Source organism: Terrihabitans aquatilis, assembly GCF_052542005.1.
Genome location: NZ_JBOCUO010000002.1, coordinates 422895 through 439938, shown reverse-complemented (window position 1 = coordinate 439938; position 17044 = coordinate 422895). Strand labels below are relative to the sequence as shown.

The window sequence follows — 17044 nt, the reverse complement described above, 5'->3', positions numbered from 1 at the left end:
GATCACCGCACCTCTATGATCCTGAGATCGCCGCGGCGCTCGACCACGGTCAATGCGACATCGCCGCCGTGGCGGTTCAGGACAAGATCGGCGCCCGCCTCTCCGAGCTGGAGGTTGGTGAGGCAGAGCCTTTCGATGAAATCGGGCAGGACCGGCCGGTCGAACAGAACCTCGCCACGGGCGTGGTCGAGCGTCAGGCCGAGGCTGGCCTGGATGAGGGCAAGCGGCGTGGCGGCGGCCCAGGCCTGCGGGGAGCAGGACACGGGATAGCCGATCGGCCCCTGACGCTGGCGGCGGGTGAAGCCGCAGAACAATTCCGGCAGGCGCTGCAACTCGATCTTGCCCGCGGCTTCGATGAGGCCACAGAAGATCTTCAGCACGTCGTCCTTGTAGCCGTAGCGGGCGAGGCCGAGCGCGATGAGGCCGTTGTCGTGCGGCCAGATGGAGCCGTTGTGGTAGGACATCGGATTGTAGCGCGACGCCGATGTCGACACCGTGCGCACGCCCCAGCCCGAGAAAGATGACGGACCGAGCAGATTGTCGGCCACCCGGCCGGCGCGCTCGGGGCTGGCGATGCCGGTAAACAGAGCGTGCCCGGCATTGGAGGTGGAGATCTCACAGCGCCGCTTCCGGCCGTCGAGGGCGATGGCGTAAGTACCGAGATCCTCGCACCAGAATTCCTCTTCGAAACGCCTCCTGATGTCGGCTGCGCGCTGCTCGAAACCGGCGCCTTTCTCGGAATGGCCGAGGCAACGCGCGATCTCGGCCGCTGCGTTCCAGGCGCCGTAGACATAGGCCTGCACCTCACACAAGGCGATCGGGCCCTGGGCCAGCTGGCCGTCTGCATGGAACACGGAATCGAGGCTGTCCTTCCAACCCTGATTGGCGAGGCCGGTGTCTCGCTGGCGGTGATATTCAACGAAACCGTCGCCATCCACATCGCCGTAATCCTCGATCCAGGAAAGAGCGGCGAGGACGTTGGGCCACAGCTCCTGCAGTGTTTCGATATCCCCTGTCCGGCGGAGATATTCGCCTGCCAGCAGCACGAAGAGCGGCGTGGAATCGACGCTGCCGTAATAGAGGCCGAATGGCACCTCCCGCAGCGCCGCCATTTCTCCCGCCCGCGTTTCGTGCAGGATCTTGCCGGGCTCGGCATCGCGATAGGGATCGATGTCCTTCGCTTGCGTGGCGGCGAGGTACTTCAGCGCGCCCCGGGCGATGCTGGGGTCCACCCACAGCATCATGAGGGCCGTGATGATGCCGTCGCGCCCGAAGGCGGTAGAGAACCAGGGAATGCCGGCATAGGGATAGGGTCCATGCGGCGTATCCGTCACGAGCATGGTCAGATCGGCCATCGAGCGGCTGACCACGTCTTCAACGAGCGCGCTGGAGCTCGAAATGTGGAGAGGGCGCGCGTTGGCCCGGCGCAGTGCACGGCGGGATTCCACGAAGGATTTGAAAAACACCCGCTCGGAAAAGGGTGCGGGCTCGGCAGGGTTGCAGGAAATGCGGATGAAAAACACCTTCCGCTGCTGTGCCGGCAATTCGAAATCGTAGACCGCGAAGGACGGCTCGATGCGCTCCGGAACCGGAAAGAAGGCGATCTCGGTGGAGCGCGTCGCGCCGTCGAGCCCCATATATTCGAACGTTACGGCGCTTTCGCCGGTGACCTGACTGTTGCGGACGCCACGTGCCGGCCGTCGCTGCCCGCGGGCCTCGAACAGATCGGCGAAGTCACAATCGAAGGTGGCGCTGATCCGCAGACGCCGCGGCTGATCGTCGTAATTGTAAACGGCCAGCCGCTCGTAGAGGCCGTCGGACCAGATGAATTTGCTTCGGCTGATGTGGATCGTGTCCTTCGGCAGGACGAGGTTTTCCTCCTCGAAGAAATCCGGATTGGTGAGATCCACCGTCAGCGCCGCATTGTCGCTCTCCATGTTGGAGGAGAGCAGCATGGGGCGCGCGCCGTTGAGCCGCAGTTCGAGATGGGAGAGATGGCGCGTGTCGCGGTGGTAGACGCCGTCCGGATTGCCTTCCCAGGCGAGCAGATCCCCATTCGTGTCGAGCACGGCAAAGGTGTCGCCGTGCTTGAGGCGCGTAGGGCGACCGCCATCGAGCGCCTCGCGCGCAGGTATGTAGAATTGCGACGCAAGCATCTCGTTCATGTTCCCCCGCCCTCTGCGTACACCCTTGCCTGCGATGTCTGTCCTAAAGAAGACGGGATGCCGCGATCGCGGCCGGAACGTCGATAGGTGCCGGCTGCTGCGCGAGACGTTCCGCGATCGTCTCATGGCTCGGCAGGGAGATCGGCTTGCGCAGGAGGGATTCGTAGAGCGCTACATAATCCTCGGCCATACGCCGCGCGGAGAAGCGTTGCTCGAACCGTTTCCGCACCGCCCGGCGATCGAGCTGGAGGAGTTTCGGCAGCTGCTCGTGGGCTTCCTTGAGAGTTTCGACGACGTAGCCCGTGAGGCCGTTCTCCATGACCTCGGGAACCGATCCCCGGTTGAAGGCCAGGACCGGTGTTCCGCAGGCCATGGCCTCGATCATGACCAGGCCGAAGGGTTCGGGCCAATCGATCGGGAACAGCAAAGCGCGGGCCTTGCCGAGGAAATCCTTCTTCTGGGCGTCGTTGATCTCGCCGATGAACTCGACGCCCGGCTCTTTCAGAAGGGGCTCGATCACATCGTGGTAATAGGCCTTGTCGGCCTTATCGACCTTGGCGGCGACCCTCAGCGGAATGCCGGCCTCGCGCGCGATCAGGATGGCGCGATCCAGACGCTTCTCGGGGCTCACGCGGCCGATGAAAGCGAGATAGCCGCCATCGCCCTCGCCAAAGGGAAGAAGATCGAGCGGCAGGCCGTGATGGATGGTGCGCGACCAGGATGCGAAAGGAACGGGCCGCCGCTGGTCGTCCGAAATCGAGACGAGGGGCGTTCCGGCGAATTCCTTGTAGACAGGGACGAGATCCGGAAGATCCTGCCGTCCATGCATTGTGGTGACGACCGGGTGGATGCCGTTGGCGAAGGTGGGGAAGTGCAGATAATCGGTGTGGAAGTGCAGCACATCGAAATCGTCGGCTTCACGCAGGACACGGTTCATCAACACCATGTGATGGGCGTAAAAGTCCTGCACATCGTCGAGGCGGAGCGCTCTTTTGGAGCCGGGGACCAGGCGTGCTGCGGTGCGGCTGTCTCCGGAAGCGAACAGGGTAACCTCGTGCCCCATCTTTACGAGTTCTTCGGTCAGCCAGGATACAACTCTCTCCGTTCCGCCATACAGCCGGGGTGGGCAGCTTTCACAGAGAGGCGAGATTTGTGCGATGCGCATGACAAATCCTCGAAGGCCGGATGCCGACTGCGATAATCTCGGCGGAAGCATTCTGGTTCCGTCCCTTCGATCCGCCTTCGCCTCTCTTCGGTGCATGCCCAATATGCGAACAATTTTCCTGAATCTCTGCGTGTCTGCAGGTTTCGCCTTTGCCTTGTGTCTGGCGGGCGGCGCCGGGGCCCAGGCCGTGCCGGAGCCGGTGCAGAAGCCGGCCGGGCTGAATATGCGGCCGCTCGATCCCGCGACCGCTCCGGCCAAGCAATTGTTCGGATACAAGAGCCGGCCGGCCGATCTGCAGGCCCGCAGCATCGGCTCCTATGCCAAAGGGTGCCTGGCGGGCGCACGGCCGCTGCCGATCAGCGGACCCGCCTGGCAGGTGATGCGGCTGTCGCGGAACCGCAATTGGGGGCATCCCGCGCTGATCGCGCAATTGGAGATGCTTGGAGAGGCTGTGCAGCGCAACACCGCCTGGCCGGGCCTTCTGGTGGGGGATCTCTCGCAGCCGCGCGGCGGACCGATGCTGACGGGGCACGCCTCGCACCAGATCGGGCTGGATGCCGATGTCTGGCTCAATCCGATGCCGGCGCGGTTGCTCACGGCCCGTGAGCGGGAGGAGATCTCGGCGGTGAGCCTCGTCGCCAAGGACTGGATGGATGTGGACCCGAAGATCTGGACGCCGGAGCACCTGAAGGTGATCCGTCTGGCGGCGACGTTGCCGGGCGTTGAGCGGATCTTCGTCAACCCCGCGATCAAGAAGGCGCTGTGCCGCGAGGCCGGGGGCAACCGGGCCTGGCTGAACAAGGTGCGACCCTGGTGGGGGCACAATTACCACATGCACATAAGGCTGGCCTGCCCGCCCGGAATGGCGAGCTGCAAGCCGCAGGCGCCGGTGCCGCCGGGCGATGGCTGCGATGACAGCCTCGCCAGCTGGTTCAAGAAGGCGCCGCCGCCGAAGCCTGTGCCGCCGGTGAAGCCCAGCAAGCCGAAGCCGCCACCGCCACCCATGCGTCTGGGCGACATGCCGGACGAATGCCGCTTGGTGCTGGACGCGGCCGATGCCGGATTCCTGCCGGCGCTGGCCTCCGGCGCGGCGTCAGCGCCCGATCCGGAGATTCAGGCCGATACGCCGATGCCGACGGGGCAGGACACACCGGTGCCGCCGATCCCGCAATAACCGCGCGGGTTCTTCGACAGATATTGCTGGTGGTAATCCTCGGCGAAATAGAACGGGCCCGAGGGCGCGATCTCGGTGGTGATGGCATCGTAGCCCGCCGATTGAAGGGCGCGCTCGTAGACGGCCTTTGACGCCGTCGCGGCCGCAAGCTGGGCCTCACTCGTGGTGTAGATGGCCGAGCGGTATTGCGTGCCGACATCATTGCCCTGGCGCGTGCCCTGCGTTGGATCGTGCGCTTCCCAGAACGTCCGCAGCAATTCATCGTAGGAGATGATCGCGGGATCATAGACCACGAGCACCGCTTCGGTGTGGCCGGTGTGGCCCGAGCAGGTTTCCTCATAGGTCGGATTGGGCGTGATGCCGCCGGCATAGCCGACCGCGGTGACCCAGACGCCGGAAATGTCCCAGAACTTGCGCTCGACGCCCCAGAAGCAGCCGGCGCCGAAGATCGCGGTTTCCAGACCGTCCGGATAAGGGCCCTTGAGGGCGCGGCCGTTGACGAAATGCGTCTCGGCGGTGGGAAGGGGGGTCGGCCGGCCGGGCAAAGCGTTGTCGGCCGAGGGCAGGGGAATTGACGGCTTCAAGAATGAGAACATGGGCAATTACCTCCCGAAATCAGTAGCGGCGGGGCAGCGGCCGGACGACCTCCCGAGGCTTGCGGCCGACGAGCAGCAGAAACAAACCGGTCAATCCAAGTACTGCGACGGCGGGCTGGGCGAACAGCCAGCGGCCGATCGGATCCCACAACACATCGGATGCCGACCGCAGCGAGGCTTCGATGCCGGCGACCGCATTGGGCCAGAGAATGCCCACGGCATCGGACAGCGACGACAGGACGACGGCATCGGCCGCGATGGACCGGGTGCCATCGATCACCAGCATCACGAAGGCCGCGGCGAACACGAACACGCCGACAAAACGCACCAGAAACCGCATTCAGCCCCTCGCGCAGGACAGGAGATAGGGATCGGCCGCGCCGAATTCCATATCGGCGCAGTCTAGCGCCAGATGTTTAGCGGTGCGCGGATCCCGACGCAAAAAGGAAAGGCCGCGAACGGCCTTTCCCCTGTGCGATGCCGGTCGGGAACAACCGGAGGGGGTCAACCCGGCATCAGCACAGTGTCCACGACGTGAATGACGCCGTTGGATTGCATCACGTCGCCGATCGTGACCATTGCCTGGCCGCCTTTGGCGTCGGTGAGGATGAGATTGTCGCCCTTCATGCTGGCGGTCAGCGTTTCGCCGTTGACGGTCTTCCAGGTGGCCTTGCCGCCGCCCTTCTTGATATCGGCCATGATGTCGGCGGCGGAGTGCTTGCCGGCCACCACGTGGTAGGTGAGGATGCCGGTCAGCATCTTCTTGTTCTCGGGCTTGACCAGGGTCTCGACGGTGCCCGATGGCAGCTTCTCGAACGCCGCATTGGTCGGTGCGAACACCGTGAACGGGCCCTTGCCCGACAGCGTATCGACCAGCCCGGCCGCCTTCACGGCGGCGACGAGGGTGGTGTGATCCTTCGAATTGACGGCGTTCTCGACGATGTTCTTCGACGGATACATGGGCGCGCCGCCGACCGTCACCGTCTTCTCGCTGGCCTCGTTGCGCATGCCATCGCTGGCGGCTTCCTTCTTCATCATGCCCTGAGCAAAGGCCGGGGCAGCGGCGAAGGTGGCCGCCGACAGGCAGATGGCCGCGGCGGTCGTCAGGAAATGTGTGCGTCGCATAGGGTTCGTTCCTCTGTCCGTGCGCCCCATTCTGATGAGGGGCATGAGCGGAGGTACGCAGGCGCCGACGCGGCGGATGCAAAAAAGATCGAGGCTCCGGCAAAAGGCGTGATTCATCCTCGCGTCTCCTCGTCTGTCGCGATGTCTGGAAGGTGCTCCCTCACGAGGAGCGGGGGACGCAGACGGCGTCCTCGAAAGCAAAAGTGTTGACGCGATCTGCGTCCCCACGCGCGGCGATTTCTGTCCGGAGGCGGCGGGCGCTTCCACGGCACGGGCCGCCGAAGCCTTTTCCGGCCCCGGCCACCCGAACCGTCCCCAGCGATCCGATCGTCGCAGACGGGTCATGGTGCCCGACGGGCCCGCTCGTCAGGCGCGCATTGCTGCACGCCCTATCCTCCGGCCTCCCGGGACCGTGGCGACCAGACCACGGGCGCAGGCGCCGCTCCTCATCCCACGCCGCCCGCCTGGTACCCGGCCGACGCTCCTCGCAGGGTGAGGATGCCGGAACATGTAACAGAAGATAGGAATATTGTCAAGACCGAGCAGGGCCGTCAGATGGCCTGCATCGCGCCCTTGGCGACGACCGGGCCGGTCGGCTGGCCGGTCGGCGAGCCGCCCATCGGCTCCACCGAAATCGCGAGCGCCGCATCGGCGCCGGCGTGGGGCATCATTTCGTGGGGCATCGTCATGGCGATCGGTCCGCGCGCCTCGAAGGTGCCGAGGGAGCGCGGCGTGCCGTCCGCCGGGATAAGCCAGAGTTCGTGCGTGTGCTCGGCCGGTGCGGCCGCATCGATTGCCGGCATCAGCATCATCCGCCCGGTGCCGCGATCAATCGAGGCCATGAAGCCCGATTGGCCGTTGTCGAGATTCAGCACGGCAATCATCGGCGGCGGAGCCGGGGGTGTTGCGAACAGACCGAACGCAAGTCCCGCCGCTGCGAGGCTCGACGTGGCCAAGCTGAGGCCGCGCCAGAACGGCAGGCTGTTCCACAGGCCCCGTTGCTCGCGGGACGTCGAGGCACTGACCGGCACGCGGCCGAGTTCGGCTTCGATGCGCTGCCAGACATGAGCCGGCACAGCCTGGGGCGCAACGTCCTCGGCGATCGGGCCGAGCCGGGCTTCCCAGAACGCCACCTGCGCTGCGAAAGCGGGTTCCGCGGACACGCGCCGTGCCAGCAGCGCTCGCGCATCGCCTCCGACGAGGCCCAGCACGTATTCGGCCGCGAGCAGGCGCTCGTCGCCGTCGCCGAAATCGTCGTGCGGTTCGTGGGCGCTCATCGCTCCAGACATCCTTTCAGCTTCATCAGGCCGCGACGGATCCAGCTCTTCATGGTGCCGAGCGGCACCGCATCCCGCGTCGCCAGTTCCTCATAGGTCGCGCCATCGAGGAAAGCCGAGCGGATGGCGGCTTTCTGGCGGGTCTCGAGCTCGTCGAGACAGGCCATGAGGGCCTGCCGCTCCTGAGCATCCTCGACCTCGGTGAACGCGGTCTTCGCCGGATCGGCGATCTCGGACGCGGCATCGAGCGGGGCGCCGAGCCGCCGCACCTTGCCGGCGCGCAGGCGATCGAGCGCCTTGTTGCGGGCCACGGCGACCAGCCACGCAATGGCCGAAGCCCGGCCCGGCTCATAGGTGCCGGCACGCCGCCACACCGTGACAAAGGTTTCCTGCAGCACCTCTTCCGCCTCGCTCCGTTCGCTGCAGATACGCAGGCAGACGCCGAAAAGCTTCGCCGAAGTGAGACGGTATACCTCCGCGAACGCGGCGCGATCACCCCTGCCGGCGGCCTGAAGGCGCTCGGACAGAACAGAAGCAGGGGAAGACGGGCGGTTCATATGCCGCCGGATCATACAGAAGCTGCGCCGCAGCGTAAGCGTCTTGCCGGGTCGGAGCGCAACAAGAATGCGGCCGGTCCGTGTCTGTTCTTGCCGGTGTGCTGGCGGCGGTGCTAACCACGCGGAATGAGTGCGAGCGCCATCCCCAATATCCGCAATTTCTCCATCGTCGCCCATATCGACCATGGCAAATCGACGCTTGCCGACCGGCTGATCCAGCTGACGGGCGGCCTTTCCGCGCGCGAGATGACCGAGCAGGTTCTCGATTCGATGGACATCGAGAAGGAGCGCGGCATCACCATCAAGGCGCAGACCGTGCGCCTGACCTACCCCGCGAAGGATGGCCAGACCTACATCCTGAACCTGATGGACACGCCCGGCCACGTCGACTTCGCCTATGAGGTCTCACGCTCGCTGGCGGCGTGCGAGGGCTCGCTGCTGGTGGTCGACGCCTCGCAGGGCGTGGAGGCGCAGACGCTCGCCAACGTCTATCATGCGCTCGATGCCAATCATGAGATCGTGCCGGTCCTCAACAAGATCGACCTGCCGGCCGCCGAGCCTGACCGGGTGAAGGCGATGATCGAGGAGGTGATCGGCCTCGACGCCTCCGACGCGGTGGAGATCTCGGCCAAGACCGGACTTGGCATTCCCGACGTGCTCGAAGCCATCGTGACGCGATTGCCGCCGCCGAAGGGCGACCGCGATGCGCCGCTGAAGGCGCTGCTCGTGGACAGCTGGTACGACGCCTATCTCGGCGTCATCGTTCTGGTGCGCATCTTCGACGGCACGCTGAAGAAGGGCCAGCGCGTGCGCATGATCGGCACCGGCGCGACCTACGAGGTCGACCGGATCGGCACCTTCACGCCGAAGATGACGAATGTGGACGTGCTGGGCCCGGGCGAGGTGGGCTTCATCACCGCCGCCATCAAGGAAGTGGCCGACACCCGCGTCGGCGACACCATCACCGACGAGAAGAAGCAGACCGCCGAGCCCTTGCCGGGCTTCAAGCCGGCCCAGCCCGTGGTGTTCTGCGGCCTGTTCCCGGTCGATGCCGCCGATTTCGAGGATCTGCGCGCGGCGATGGGGCGGCTGCGCCTGAACGACGCCAGCTTCAGCTACGAGATGGAAAGCTCGGCGGCGCTGGGCTTCGGCTTCCGCTGCGGCTTCCTCGGACTGCTGCATCTGGAGATCATCCAGGAGCGGCTGGAGCGCGAGTTCAACCTCGATTTGATCGCGACGGCGCCGTCCGTCGTCTATGAGATCTTCATGCGCGACGGCACGAAGATCGACCTGCACAACCCGGCCGACATGCCGGACCTGATGCAGATCGAGGAAATCCAGGAGCCGTGGATCCGCGCCACGATCCTGACGCCCGACGAATATCTCGGCGGCGTGCTGAAGCTGTGCCAGGACCGGCGCGGCACCCAGATCGACCTCAATTACGTCGGCAAGCGCGCGATGGTGGTCTACGACCTGCCGCTGAACGAGGTGGTGTTCGACTTCTACGACCGGCTGAAATCGATCTCGAAGGGCTATGCGAGCTTCGACTACACGATCACCGACCTTCGCGCCGGCGACCTCGTGAAGATGCAGATCCTCGTCAACGAGGAGCCGGTCGACGCGCTCTCCATGCTGGTGCACCGCACCCGCGCCGAAGGGCGGGGACGCGCGATGTGCGAGAAGCTGAAGGAGCTGATCCCGCACCATCTGTTCAAGATTCCGATCCAGGCGGCGATCGGCGGCAAGGTCATCGCGCGCGAAACGATCTCGGCGCTGCGCAAGGACGTGACCGCCAAGTGCTATGGCGGCGACGTTTCCCGCAAGCGCAAGCTGCTGGACAAGCAGAAAGAGGGCAAGAAGCGGATGCGCCAGTTCGGCAAGGTGGAGATTCCGCAGGAAGCTTTCATCGCCGCGCTGAAGATGGACGAATAGGAGAACGCGTGACGGATCTCTACCCCGGCCCCGACGTCGTCATCGACGGCGTGCATGTCGATCTCGATCATCCCGAATTGCCGGAGGAGATCGAGGAGCGCGCTTTCGCAAGCGGTGGATTTCCGTACGACAAGAAGCTGAAGAAGGACGCCTACGAGGCGCAATTGCGGCTGCTGCAGATCGAGCTGCTGAAGCTGCAGGCCTGGGCGAAGGAGACCGGTGCGCGCATCGTGGTGCTGTTCGAGGGGCGCGACAGCGCCGGCAAGGGCGGTACGATCCAGCGCTTCACCGAGCATCTGAACCCGCGCTCCGCCCGCGTGGTGGCCTTGGCGAAACCGAGCGACGTCGAACGGGGGCAATGGTATTTCCAGCGCTACATCGCGCAATTGCCGGCCGCCGGCGAGATCGTGCTGTTCGACCGCTCCTGGTACAACCGCGCCGTGGTGGAGCCGGTGATGGGCTTCGCGACGCCGGCGGAGGCCGATCACTTTCTCGAGACGGCGCCCGTCTTCGAGCGCATGCTGGTGGAGGACGGCATCCGCCTGTTCAAGGTGTGGCTGACGATCGGGCGGGAGATGCAGCTGAAACGGCTGTTCGACCGGCGCCACGACCCCCTGAAGCACTGGAAGCTGTCGCCCGTCGATTATGAGGGGCTGCCCAAATGGGACGAGTATGGCGCCGCTGGTGAACAGATGCTGCGCCGCACCCATTCCAAGGCTGCGCCCTGGACGGTGATCCGCTCGAACGACAAGGGCCGCGCCCGGCTGGAGGCCATTCGGCTGGTGCTGAAAGGCATCGACTATGCCGGGAAGGACAAGAACGCGATCGGCAAGCACGATCCGCAGATTGTGGCGGATGCGGCAAGTTTTTTAACCAAAGGCGGGCAAATTTAACCACGTTGCGGACAGCGGGATCGGACGCCTCCAGAGGAGGAGCCGATGTTGTTGCCCGGAGGCAACAGTGTTGCGCTGCCGTGTTTTCGCCATGGATCCGCCTTCCGTCTTGCGGGTTTCCTCGGCTAAGCAATCGGTGCCGCCGCCTTGTTGCACCTGTTGCGTGTCAGAGTTGAGATACCCGTTCATGTCCCTTCCCACGATCGATCGTCGCTGCTTCCTGGTGTCCGGTGCGGCGGCACTTGCCCTCGCTCTGGGCGGATGCGTCACCTCAGGCACGACTGCGATGGCTCCTGCGCAGAGCGGCGGCCCGCGTTACAACCATCCGCGCGACGTGCTCGACATGTACGGGCCGCTGCCGAACGAGAAATTCCCAGTGCCGGCGACGGATATTTCGCGCGTGCATCCCAAGTTCATCCGGCAGGTCGTGGCCTATAACGGGCCGGAACAGCCCGGCACGATCGTCGTCGATACGCAGGAGCGGTTCCTCTATCTGATCCAGGAAGGCGGCCAGTCGCTGCGCTACGGCATCGGCGTGGGTCGCGAGGGATTGGCCTGGGATGGCCGCGCCACGATCAAGCGCAAGGCGATGTGGCCGCGCTGGACGCCGACCGCCGACATGATCCGCCGCGAACCAGAGCGCAACGCGCAATGGGCCGGCGGCATGGAAGGCGGCCCGCAGAACCCGCTGGGTTCGCGCGCGCTGTATCTGTTCCAGGGCAACCGCGACACGCTGTACCGCATCCACGGAACGAGCGAGCCGCACACGATCGGCACGGCGGTGTCCAGCGGCTGCATCCGCATGTTCGCGCAGGACATCATCGATCTCTACCAGCGGGTTCCGACCGGAACGACGGTGGTGGTGCACCAGCACGGCATGGTTGGAAACACCGGCCCGATGGCATCCTACGGCCAGGGCGGCCAGGGCGAGTATTGGCGCCAGCCGCTCTGAAAAGGGCGCAATCTTTCAAACGCGTAAGGCAGCCGCCCCTCGGGGCGGCTGTTTTCGTTTGATCGACAGATGCGGCGCGGACGCCGTGTGATCTAGGCGGGGATGGTGTCGGGCTGCGGCCGCGGGGCCGCGAGGAGGGCGGCTGCCGAGGGGGCGGGCAAAGCGCGCGCGAACAGGAAGCCCTGACCTTCGGGGCAACCCTCGGCCTTGAGGCAGGCGAGATCGCTTTCGTTCTCCACGCCCTCGGCAGTGATGGTGATGCCGAGACTGGCGCCGAGGCTGAGGATGGCGCGCACGATGGCTTGGGAATCGGGATTGTGCGTGAGGTTGCTGACGAAAGACCGGTCGATCTTGATCTTGTCGAACGGGAACGAGCGCAGATAGCTCAGCGAGGAATAGCCCGTTCCGAAATCGTCCATGGAGATGCGGACACCGAGCGCGCGCAAGGCGTGAAGGGTGGCGAGCACGTGCTCGCTCTTTTCGAGCAAAAGGGTTTCGGTGATCTCAAGTTCGAGGCGCTGCGGGGCCAGGCCCGACGTTTTCAGCGCATCGGCAACGACCGCGAACAGATTGCCGGCGCGAAACTGGATCGGCGAGAGATTGACCGCGACCTTGATGTCGTCCGGCCAGGCGGCGGCGTCGCGGCAGGCGCGGCGCAGCACATAGGCGCCCAGCGAGGTGATGAGGCCCATTTCCTCGCAGACGGGGATGAAATCCGCGGGCGAGATCTCGCCTATTTCCGGGTGGTTCCAGCGCGCGAGAGCCTCGAAGCCGGACACCACGCCGGTCGCCAGGGTGACGAGGGGCTGGTAATGAACCTCGAACGCCTCGGTTGCCAGAGCGTGGCGGAGGTCGAATTCCATCCTGCGGCGGGCCTGAAGCCGGGCATCCATGCCGGTCTCGAAGAAGCAATAAGTGCCACGGCCCTCCGTCTTGGAGCGGTAAAGCGCCATGTCGGCGCTCTTCAGGAGCCGCTCGCAATCGGCGCCGTCGCCCGGGCCGAGCGCGATGCCGACCGAAATGCCCACGGAAATGATGTGGCCATCGATCTCGTAGGGGGCGGATACCGCCTGCACGAGGCGACCTGCCAGTGCGCTCGCGTCTTCCGGATTGGCGATGCCGGTCTGCAGGATGGCGAATTCGTCGCCGCCGAGCCGGGCGACCGTATCGGTTTCGCGCACCTCGTCGCGCAGGCGCATCGTGACCAGCTGGAGCAGATGATCGCCCGTGGGATGGCCGAACGTGTCGTTGACCGCCTTGAAGTCGTCGAGGTCGATGCAGAGCATGCCGACCATTTCGTCGCGCCGGTTGAGGCGCAAGGCCTGGGCCACGCGCTCGCGGAACAGGGTGCGGTTCGGCAGGCCGGTCAGGGCATCGTGGTGCGCCATGAAGGCGACGCGCTGCTCCGCCCGCTGGCGCTCCGTGATGTCGACCATGGCGAGCAGAGCCGCCGGGCGGCCCTCATACGGAAGATCGCGGGCATAGACGACGACGGAAATCTCCTCGCCATTGCTCTTGCGCTGCCGCCAGGTGGTTCCGGTTTCCGGCTCCGATGGTTTCGGGGTCCCGATGTCTCTTTCGGGCACGCGCAGATCGGACAGCCGCATGCCGAGCAGTTCGGCGGCGCTGAAACCGTAATGCTGCTCGGCCGCCTCGTTGACGGCGAGGATGCGGTCGTCGTCCAGTGCATGGACAAACATGGGAACGGGGTTCTCGGCGAAGAGCAGGCGGAAGGATTCCTCGCGTGCCTTCATCTCGGTGACATCGACCCGCAGGCCGATGATGCCGCCATCCTTGGTGCGGCGTTCCTGGATCAGGATGGTGCGGCCATCCTTCAGCTTCTGCTCGTGACGTCCTTCGGCGCGCTGCAGATGGGCCATGCGCTGGGCGATCCATTCCTCCTCGCGGCCGGCCGCATCGGGGTAATTGCCGCGCGAGACGCCGATCCGCAGCGTCTCCTCCAGGCGAGCGCCCTCGTGGAACAGGTCCGCCGTGCCGGCATACATCTCGGCGTATTTCTGGTTCCAGAGGATGTATCGGCCGTCGCTGTTGAGGAAGACGATGCCCTCGGGCAGGATTTCCAGGGCTTCGCGCAGGCGCTCCTCGGCGCGGCGGGCCTGCGCGAGCGCGGCTTCGGCGTCGAGGCGGGCGGTGGTCAGCGCGTCGAGCGTAACGGTGCCTGAGGCGTCGGCGGCCCCTGCCGTCACCGCCTGCTGCGCGTCTCGATCCCCGATCCCGGCCATGTCTCTCCCGCTCCTCGGGTCAAGCTATGTCGCGCGGGACTTAACGACATCTTTCCCCGAAGCTGGATGGATCGGGTTTTCGCGGTATTTGACCGAAGTTTTTGCCCATTGCCGCAGGTTTAGGCATGCACAAGCGTCATGTTCGTCACCACGCGGTCAGTGCAGCGGGCCAAGTTCTGCGGGCGATGACAGCACGTCCACAAGCGCAGACCGGATGGCTTCCTGGCGCGCGGGCGAGGTGATCTTCCCGCCCGTCAGATCGGTCACATAGAACACGTCGACCGCTTTCTCGCCAAACGTGACGATGTGCGCGGAGGCGATGTTGAGGTTGAGCCGGGAGACGCTGGCCGTCAGCTCATAGAGCAGGCCCGGCCGGTCGAGACCCGAGACCTCGATGACCGTGTAGCGGTGCGACCATTCATTGGTGACGATGACCTGCGGCTCGATGTCGAAGGCGCGGGTGCGGCGGTGGCGCTGCTCGGCCTTCTTCTGCATGGCGTCGGTCAGCCACACCTCGCCCAGGAGCGCGCGCTCGATGGTGGTGGCGATGCGCCCCGCCCGGCGGCGTTCGTCGTCTTCATCGGCAAAGGCGCGATCGACGAAGATGGAATCGAGCGCCATGCCGTCGGTCGTCGTGTTGATGTAGGCGTCGACGATGTTGGCGCCGATGGCCGCGCAGGCGCCGGCGATGACCGCGAGCAGACGCGGATGGTCCTGCGCGAGGACGGTGATCTCCGTCACGCCGTGTTCGGCATGGGTCGTGAAATCGGTGGCGAGGCGGGTGTCGGCCTTCTCGGCCTGCCGGAAGAAGCGGGCATGGGCGACGCGGCGCTCCGGCTCCACCTTCAGCCAATAGGGCGGATAGTGCCGGGAGGCGTAGGAGGCGTAATCCTCGTCCGACCAGTCGGGCAGCGCCTCGCGCGTGCGGGCCTTTGCGGCGGCGACGCGCTTGTTGCGATCGGTCATGGAATGACCGCCGGCGAGGACGAGCTCGCTCTCCCAATAGAGCGTGCGCAGGAGCTGGCCCTTCCACGCCGTCCACACGCCCGGGCCTACGGCCTTCACGTCGGCGACCGTGAGCACGAGCAGCATCTTCAGACGCTCCAGCGTCTGGACCTTGGCGGAGAAGGCCTGGATCGTGCCGGCGTCGGAGATGTCGCGCGACTGGGCCGTGTTGGACATCAGCAGGTGGTTCTCGATGAGCCAGGCGGCGGTCTCGGTGTCGGCCGGCGAAAGGCCGAGGCGCGGCCCAAGCTTGCGCATGATGCGCGCGCCAGCGAGCGAATGATCGTCCGGCCGTCCCTTGGCGATGTCGTGAAACAGGACCGCGACGTAGAGCAGGGTGCGGCTCGTGATTTCGGGCAGCACCGAATTCGACAGCGGGTGCTCTTCGTTCAGATTGCCGGCTTCCATCTCGGCCAGGATGCCGACCGCCCGGATGAGATGCTCGTCCACCGTGTAATGGTGATACATGTTGAACTGCATCATCCCGACGACCTTGCCGAATTCCGGGATGAAGCGGCCGAGCACGCCGGTCTCGTTCATGCGGCGCAGAACGGTCTCCGGCGCCTGGCGCGAGGTGAGGATTTCCAGGAAGAGCCGGTTGGCCTCGGGATCCTCACGCGTGGCGCGTCCGATCAGCTTGAGCGAGCGCGTGACGAGGCGCATCGCGTCGGGGTGGAGGGCCAGATCGTGGCGATCCGCCAGATGGAAGATGCGGATGAGGTTGACGGGATCGCGCGTGAAGACCTCGTTGTCGCGCACCGTCAGGCGCTCGCCCACGACCAGGAAGTCCTCCGTCTCCGGCAGCGGGCGCGGCTTCATGGCGCTGTGCTTCCACGGACGGAAAATGCGATCGAGCCGAGGCGGCTTCTTGGCGTGCTTCTGCTCCAGAGCGGCGCAGACGATGGCGGTGAGATCGCCGACATCCTTCGCGACGACGAAGTAATGCTTCATGAAACGCTCGACCGGCGTGAGGCCGGGATGGACCTGATAGCCGAGGCGGGAGGCGATCTCGGGCTGCAGATCGAAGCTCAGGCGGTCCTCGGCGCGGCCCGTGGCGAAGTGCAGATGGCAGCGCACGGCCCACAGGAAGTCCTCGGCCTTGAGGAACATGGTGAGCTCCGAGCCCGAGAACAGGCCGGCCTCCACCAGATCCTCGACCTCGCGGACGCGGTAGACGTATTTGGCGATCCAGAACAGCGTGTGGAGATCGCGCAGGCCGCCTTTGCCCTCCTTGACGTTGGGCTCGACCACATAGCGCGAGGTTTCGGTGCGGCGGTAGCGCTCGTCGCGCTCGGCGAGCTTGGCGGTGACGAATTCGAGCGCGGTGCCCTGCACGACCTCGCGGTCGAAGCGGGCGGCCAAAACCTCGGCAAGCTCGACGTCGCCGCAGATCGGGCGGGCCTCGAGCACGGCGGTGCGGATGGTGATATCGGCGCGCGACTGGCGGATGCATTCGTCGAGGCCGCGCACGGAATGGCCGATCTTCAAGCCGAGATCCCACAGCACGTAAAGCATGGCCTCGACCACCGCGTGGCCCCAAAGCGTGGCGTCACTCGGTGAAAGAAACAGGAGATCGATGTCGGAGCCCGGCGCGAGCAGGCCGCGCCCGTAGCCGCCGACCGCGATGATGGCGAGACGCTCGCTGGCGGCCGCGTTCGGAGCCGTGGGATGGACGTGGCGCAGGATATAGGCGTGCAGCGCGCGGATGATCTCGTCCATGAGGTGCGAGATCTGCTGGGCGCAGGCGCGGCCGTGGGCATTTTCCTCCAGCCAGAGCCGGGCGATCTCGCGGCCCTCGCGCAGAGCCTCCTTGAGCCGGGCCTTGACCGCGTTGACCCGCGCCGGCTGATCGTCGGCATGGGTGGCGGCGATGGCGTCGAGATCGGCGTCGAGCCGGGCGCGATCGATCAGGATGGGCAGCGTCGAGACGGGCTTCTTGCGCAGGGCGACGTTCATGCCG

Annotated in this window: 13 protein-coding genes; 4 read left to right on the top strand and 9 right to left on the bottom strand. The window is 65.6% G+C overall.

Features of this window, described 5'->3' with window-relative positions; translation table 11 throughout:
• Positions 1–2: 2 nt before the first annotated feature.
• Both ACQ6S1_RS08075 and ACQ6S1_RS08070 read right to left on the bottom strand, forming a co-directional pair.
• A complete protein-coding gene (locus tag ACQ6S1_RS08075) occupies positions 3–2165 on the bottom strand; it encodes an amylo-alpha-1,6-glucosidase (RefSeq protein ID WP_445040675.1) in 2163 nt (720 codons plus the stop codon).
• A gap of 43 nt (positions 2166–2208) precedes the next feature.
• A complete protein-coding gene (locus ACQ6S1_RS08070) occupies positions 2209–3330 on the bottom strand; it encodes a glycosyltransferase family 4 protein (RefSeq protein ID WP_445040674.1) in 1122 nt (373 codons plus the stop codon).
• 103 nt (positions 3331–3433) lie between these two features.
• Here ACQ6S1_RS08070 and mepA point away from each other — a divergent pair, with 103 nt between their 5' ends.
• Positions 3434–4504 carry a penicillin-insensitive murein endopeptidase gene (mepA, locus tag ACQ6S1_RS08065; RefSeq protein WP_445040673.1) on the top strand — a complete coding sequence of 357 codons (1071 nt, stop codon included), beginning with the start codon at positions 3434–3436 and terminating at the stop codon, positions 4502–4504.
• Here mepA and msrA read toward each other — a convergent pair.
• The 5 genes from msrA to ACQ6S1_RS08040 form a co-directional block, all read right to left on the bottom strand.
• On the bottom strand, positions 4444–5100 hold the full coding sequence (msrA, locus tag ACQ6S1_RS08060) for a peptide-methionine (S)-S-oxide reductase MsrA (RefSeq protein WP_445040672.1): 657 nt from the start codon (positions 5098–5100) through the stop codon (positions 4444–4446). The two genes, mepA and msrA, sit on opposite strands and share 61 nt — an antisense overlap.
• Positions 5101–5119: 19 nt before the next feature.
• Positions 5120–5440, bottom strand: a complete 321-nt coding sequence (locus tag ACQ6S1_RS08055; RefSeq protein ID WP_445040671.1) for a hypothetical protein — start codon at positions 5438–5440, stop codon at positions 5120–5122.
• 164 nt (positions 5441–5604) lie between these two features.
• A complete protein-coding gene (locus ACQ6S1_RS08050) occupies positions 5605–6225 on the bottom strand; it encodes a fasciclin domain-containing protein (protein ID WP_445040670.1) in 621 nt (206 codons plus the stop codon).
• Positions 6226–6776: 551 nt separating this feature from the next.
• Complete coding sequence (locus tag ACQ6S1_RS08045) at positions 6777–7502, bottom strand: anti-sigma factor (RefSeq protein WP_445040669.1); 726 nt, start codon at positions 7500–7502, stop codon at positions 6777–6779.
• Positions 7499–8059: a sigma-70 family RNA polymerase sigma factor gene (locus ACQ6S1_RS08040; RefSeq protein WP_445040668.1), complete on the bottom strand. Its 561-nt coding sequence runs from the start codon at positions 8057–8059 to the stop codon at positions 7499–7501. The genes ACQ6S1_RS08045 and ACQ6S1_RS08040 overlap by 4 nt, the downstream gene beginning before the upstream one ends.
• A gap of 126 nt (positions 8060–8185) precedes the next feature.
• Between ACQ6S1_RS08040 and lepA the strand changes: the two genes are divergently transcribed.
• From lepA to ACQ6S1_RS08025, 3 genes are all read left to right on the top strand, one after another.
• Positions 8186–9991, top strand: coding sequence for a translation elongation factor 4 (lepA, locus tag ACQ6S1_RS08035; protein WP_445040667.1), 1806 nt, complete (start codon positions 8186–8188; stop codon positions 9989–9991).
• An 8-nt stretch (positions 9992–9999) separates the two neighbouring features.
• Entirely contained in the window at positions 10000–10884 is an 885-nt protein-coding gene (gene ppk2, locus ACQ6S1_RS08030; protein ID WP_445040666.1) for a polyphosphate kinase 2, read from the top strand.
• Between the two features lie 187 nt (positions 10885–11071).
• A complete protein-coding gene (locus ACQ6S1_RS08025) occupies positions 11072–11836 on the top strand; it encodes a L,D-transpeptidase (RefSeq protein ID WP_445040665.1) in 765 nt (254 codons plus the stop codon).
• Positions 11837–11928: 92 nt separating this feature from the next.
• On the opposite strand, the gene ACQ6S1_RS08020 is transcribed toward ACQ6S1_RS08025, so the two are convergent.
• Positions 11929–14079 (bottom strand): putative bifunctional diguanylate cyclase/phosphodiesterase, encoded by a 2151-nt coding sequence (locus ACQ6S1_RS08020; protein WP_445040664.1) that lies wholly within the window; start codon positions 14077–14079, stop codon positions 11929–11931.
• A 156-nt stretch (positions 14080–14235) separates the two neighbouring features.
• A complete protein-coding gene (locus ACQ6S1_RS08015) occupies positions 14236–17040 on the bottom strand; it encodes a [protein-PII] uridylyltransferase (protein ID WP_445040663.1) in 2805 nt (934 codons plus the stop codon).
• Positions 17041–17044: the final 4 nt, after the last annotated feature.

Coding starts and splice junctions, on each gene's coding strand:
- ACQ6S1_RS08045 (WP_445040669.1), bottom strand. CDS start 7,502: ATGAGCGCCCACGAACCGCACGACGATTTCGGCGACGGCGACGAGCGC.
- ACQ6S1_RS08055 (WP_445040671.1), bottom strand. CDS start 5,440: ATGCGGTTTCTGGTGCGTTTTGTCGGCGTGTTCGTGTTCGCCGCGGCC.
- mepA (WP_445040673.1), top strand. CDS start 3,434: ATGCGAACAATTTTCCTGAATCTCTGCGTGTCTGCAGGTTTCGCCTTT.
- ACQ6S1_RS08040 (WP_445040668.1), bottom strand. CDS start 8,059: ATGAACCGCCCGTCTTCCCCTGCTTCTGTTCTGTCCGAGCGCCTTCAG.
- ACQ6S1_RS08015 (WP_445040663.1), bottom strand. CDS start 17,040: ATGAACGTCGCCCTGCGCAAGAAGCCCGTCTCGACGCTGCCCATCCTG.
- ACQ6S1_RS08050 (WP_445040670.1), bottom strand. CDS start 6,225: ATGCGACGCACACATTTCCTGACGACCGCCGCGGCCATCTGCCTGTCG.
- ACQ6S1_RS08020 (WP_445040664.1), bottom strand. CDS start 14,079: ATGGCCGGGATCGGGGATCGAGACGCGCAGCAGGCGGTGACGGCAGGG.
- lepA (WP_445040667.1), top strand. CDS start 8,186: ATGAGTGCGAGCGCCATCCCCAATATCCGCAATTTCTCCATCGTCGCC.
- ACQ6S1_RS08075 (WP_445040675.1), bottom strand. CDS start 2,165: ATGAACGAGATGCTTGCGTCGCAATTCTACATACCTGCGCGCGAGGCG.
- ACQ6S1_RS08025 (WP_445040665.1), top strand. CDS start 11,072: ATGTCCCTTCCCACGATCGATCGTCGCTGCTTCCTGGTGTCCGGTGCG.
- ACQ6S1_RS08070 (WP_445040674.1), bottom strand. CDS start 3,330: ATGCGCATCGCACAAATCTCGCCTCTCTGTGAAAGCTGCCCACCCCGG.
- msrA (WP_445040672.1), bottom strand. CDS start 5,100: ATGTTCTCATTCTTGAAGCCGTCAATTCCCCTGCCCTCGGCCGACAAC.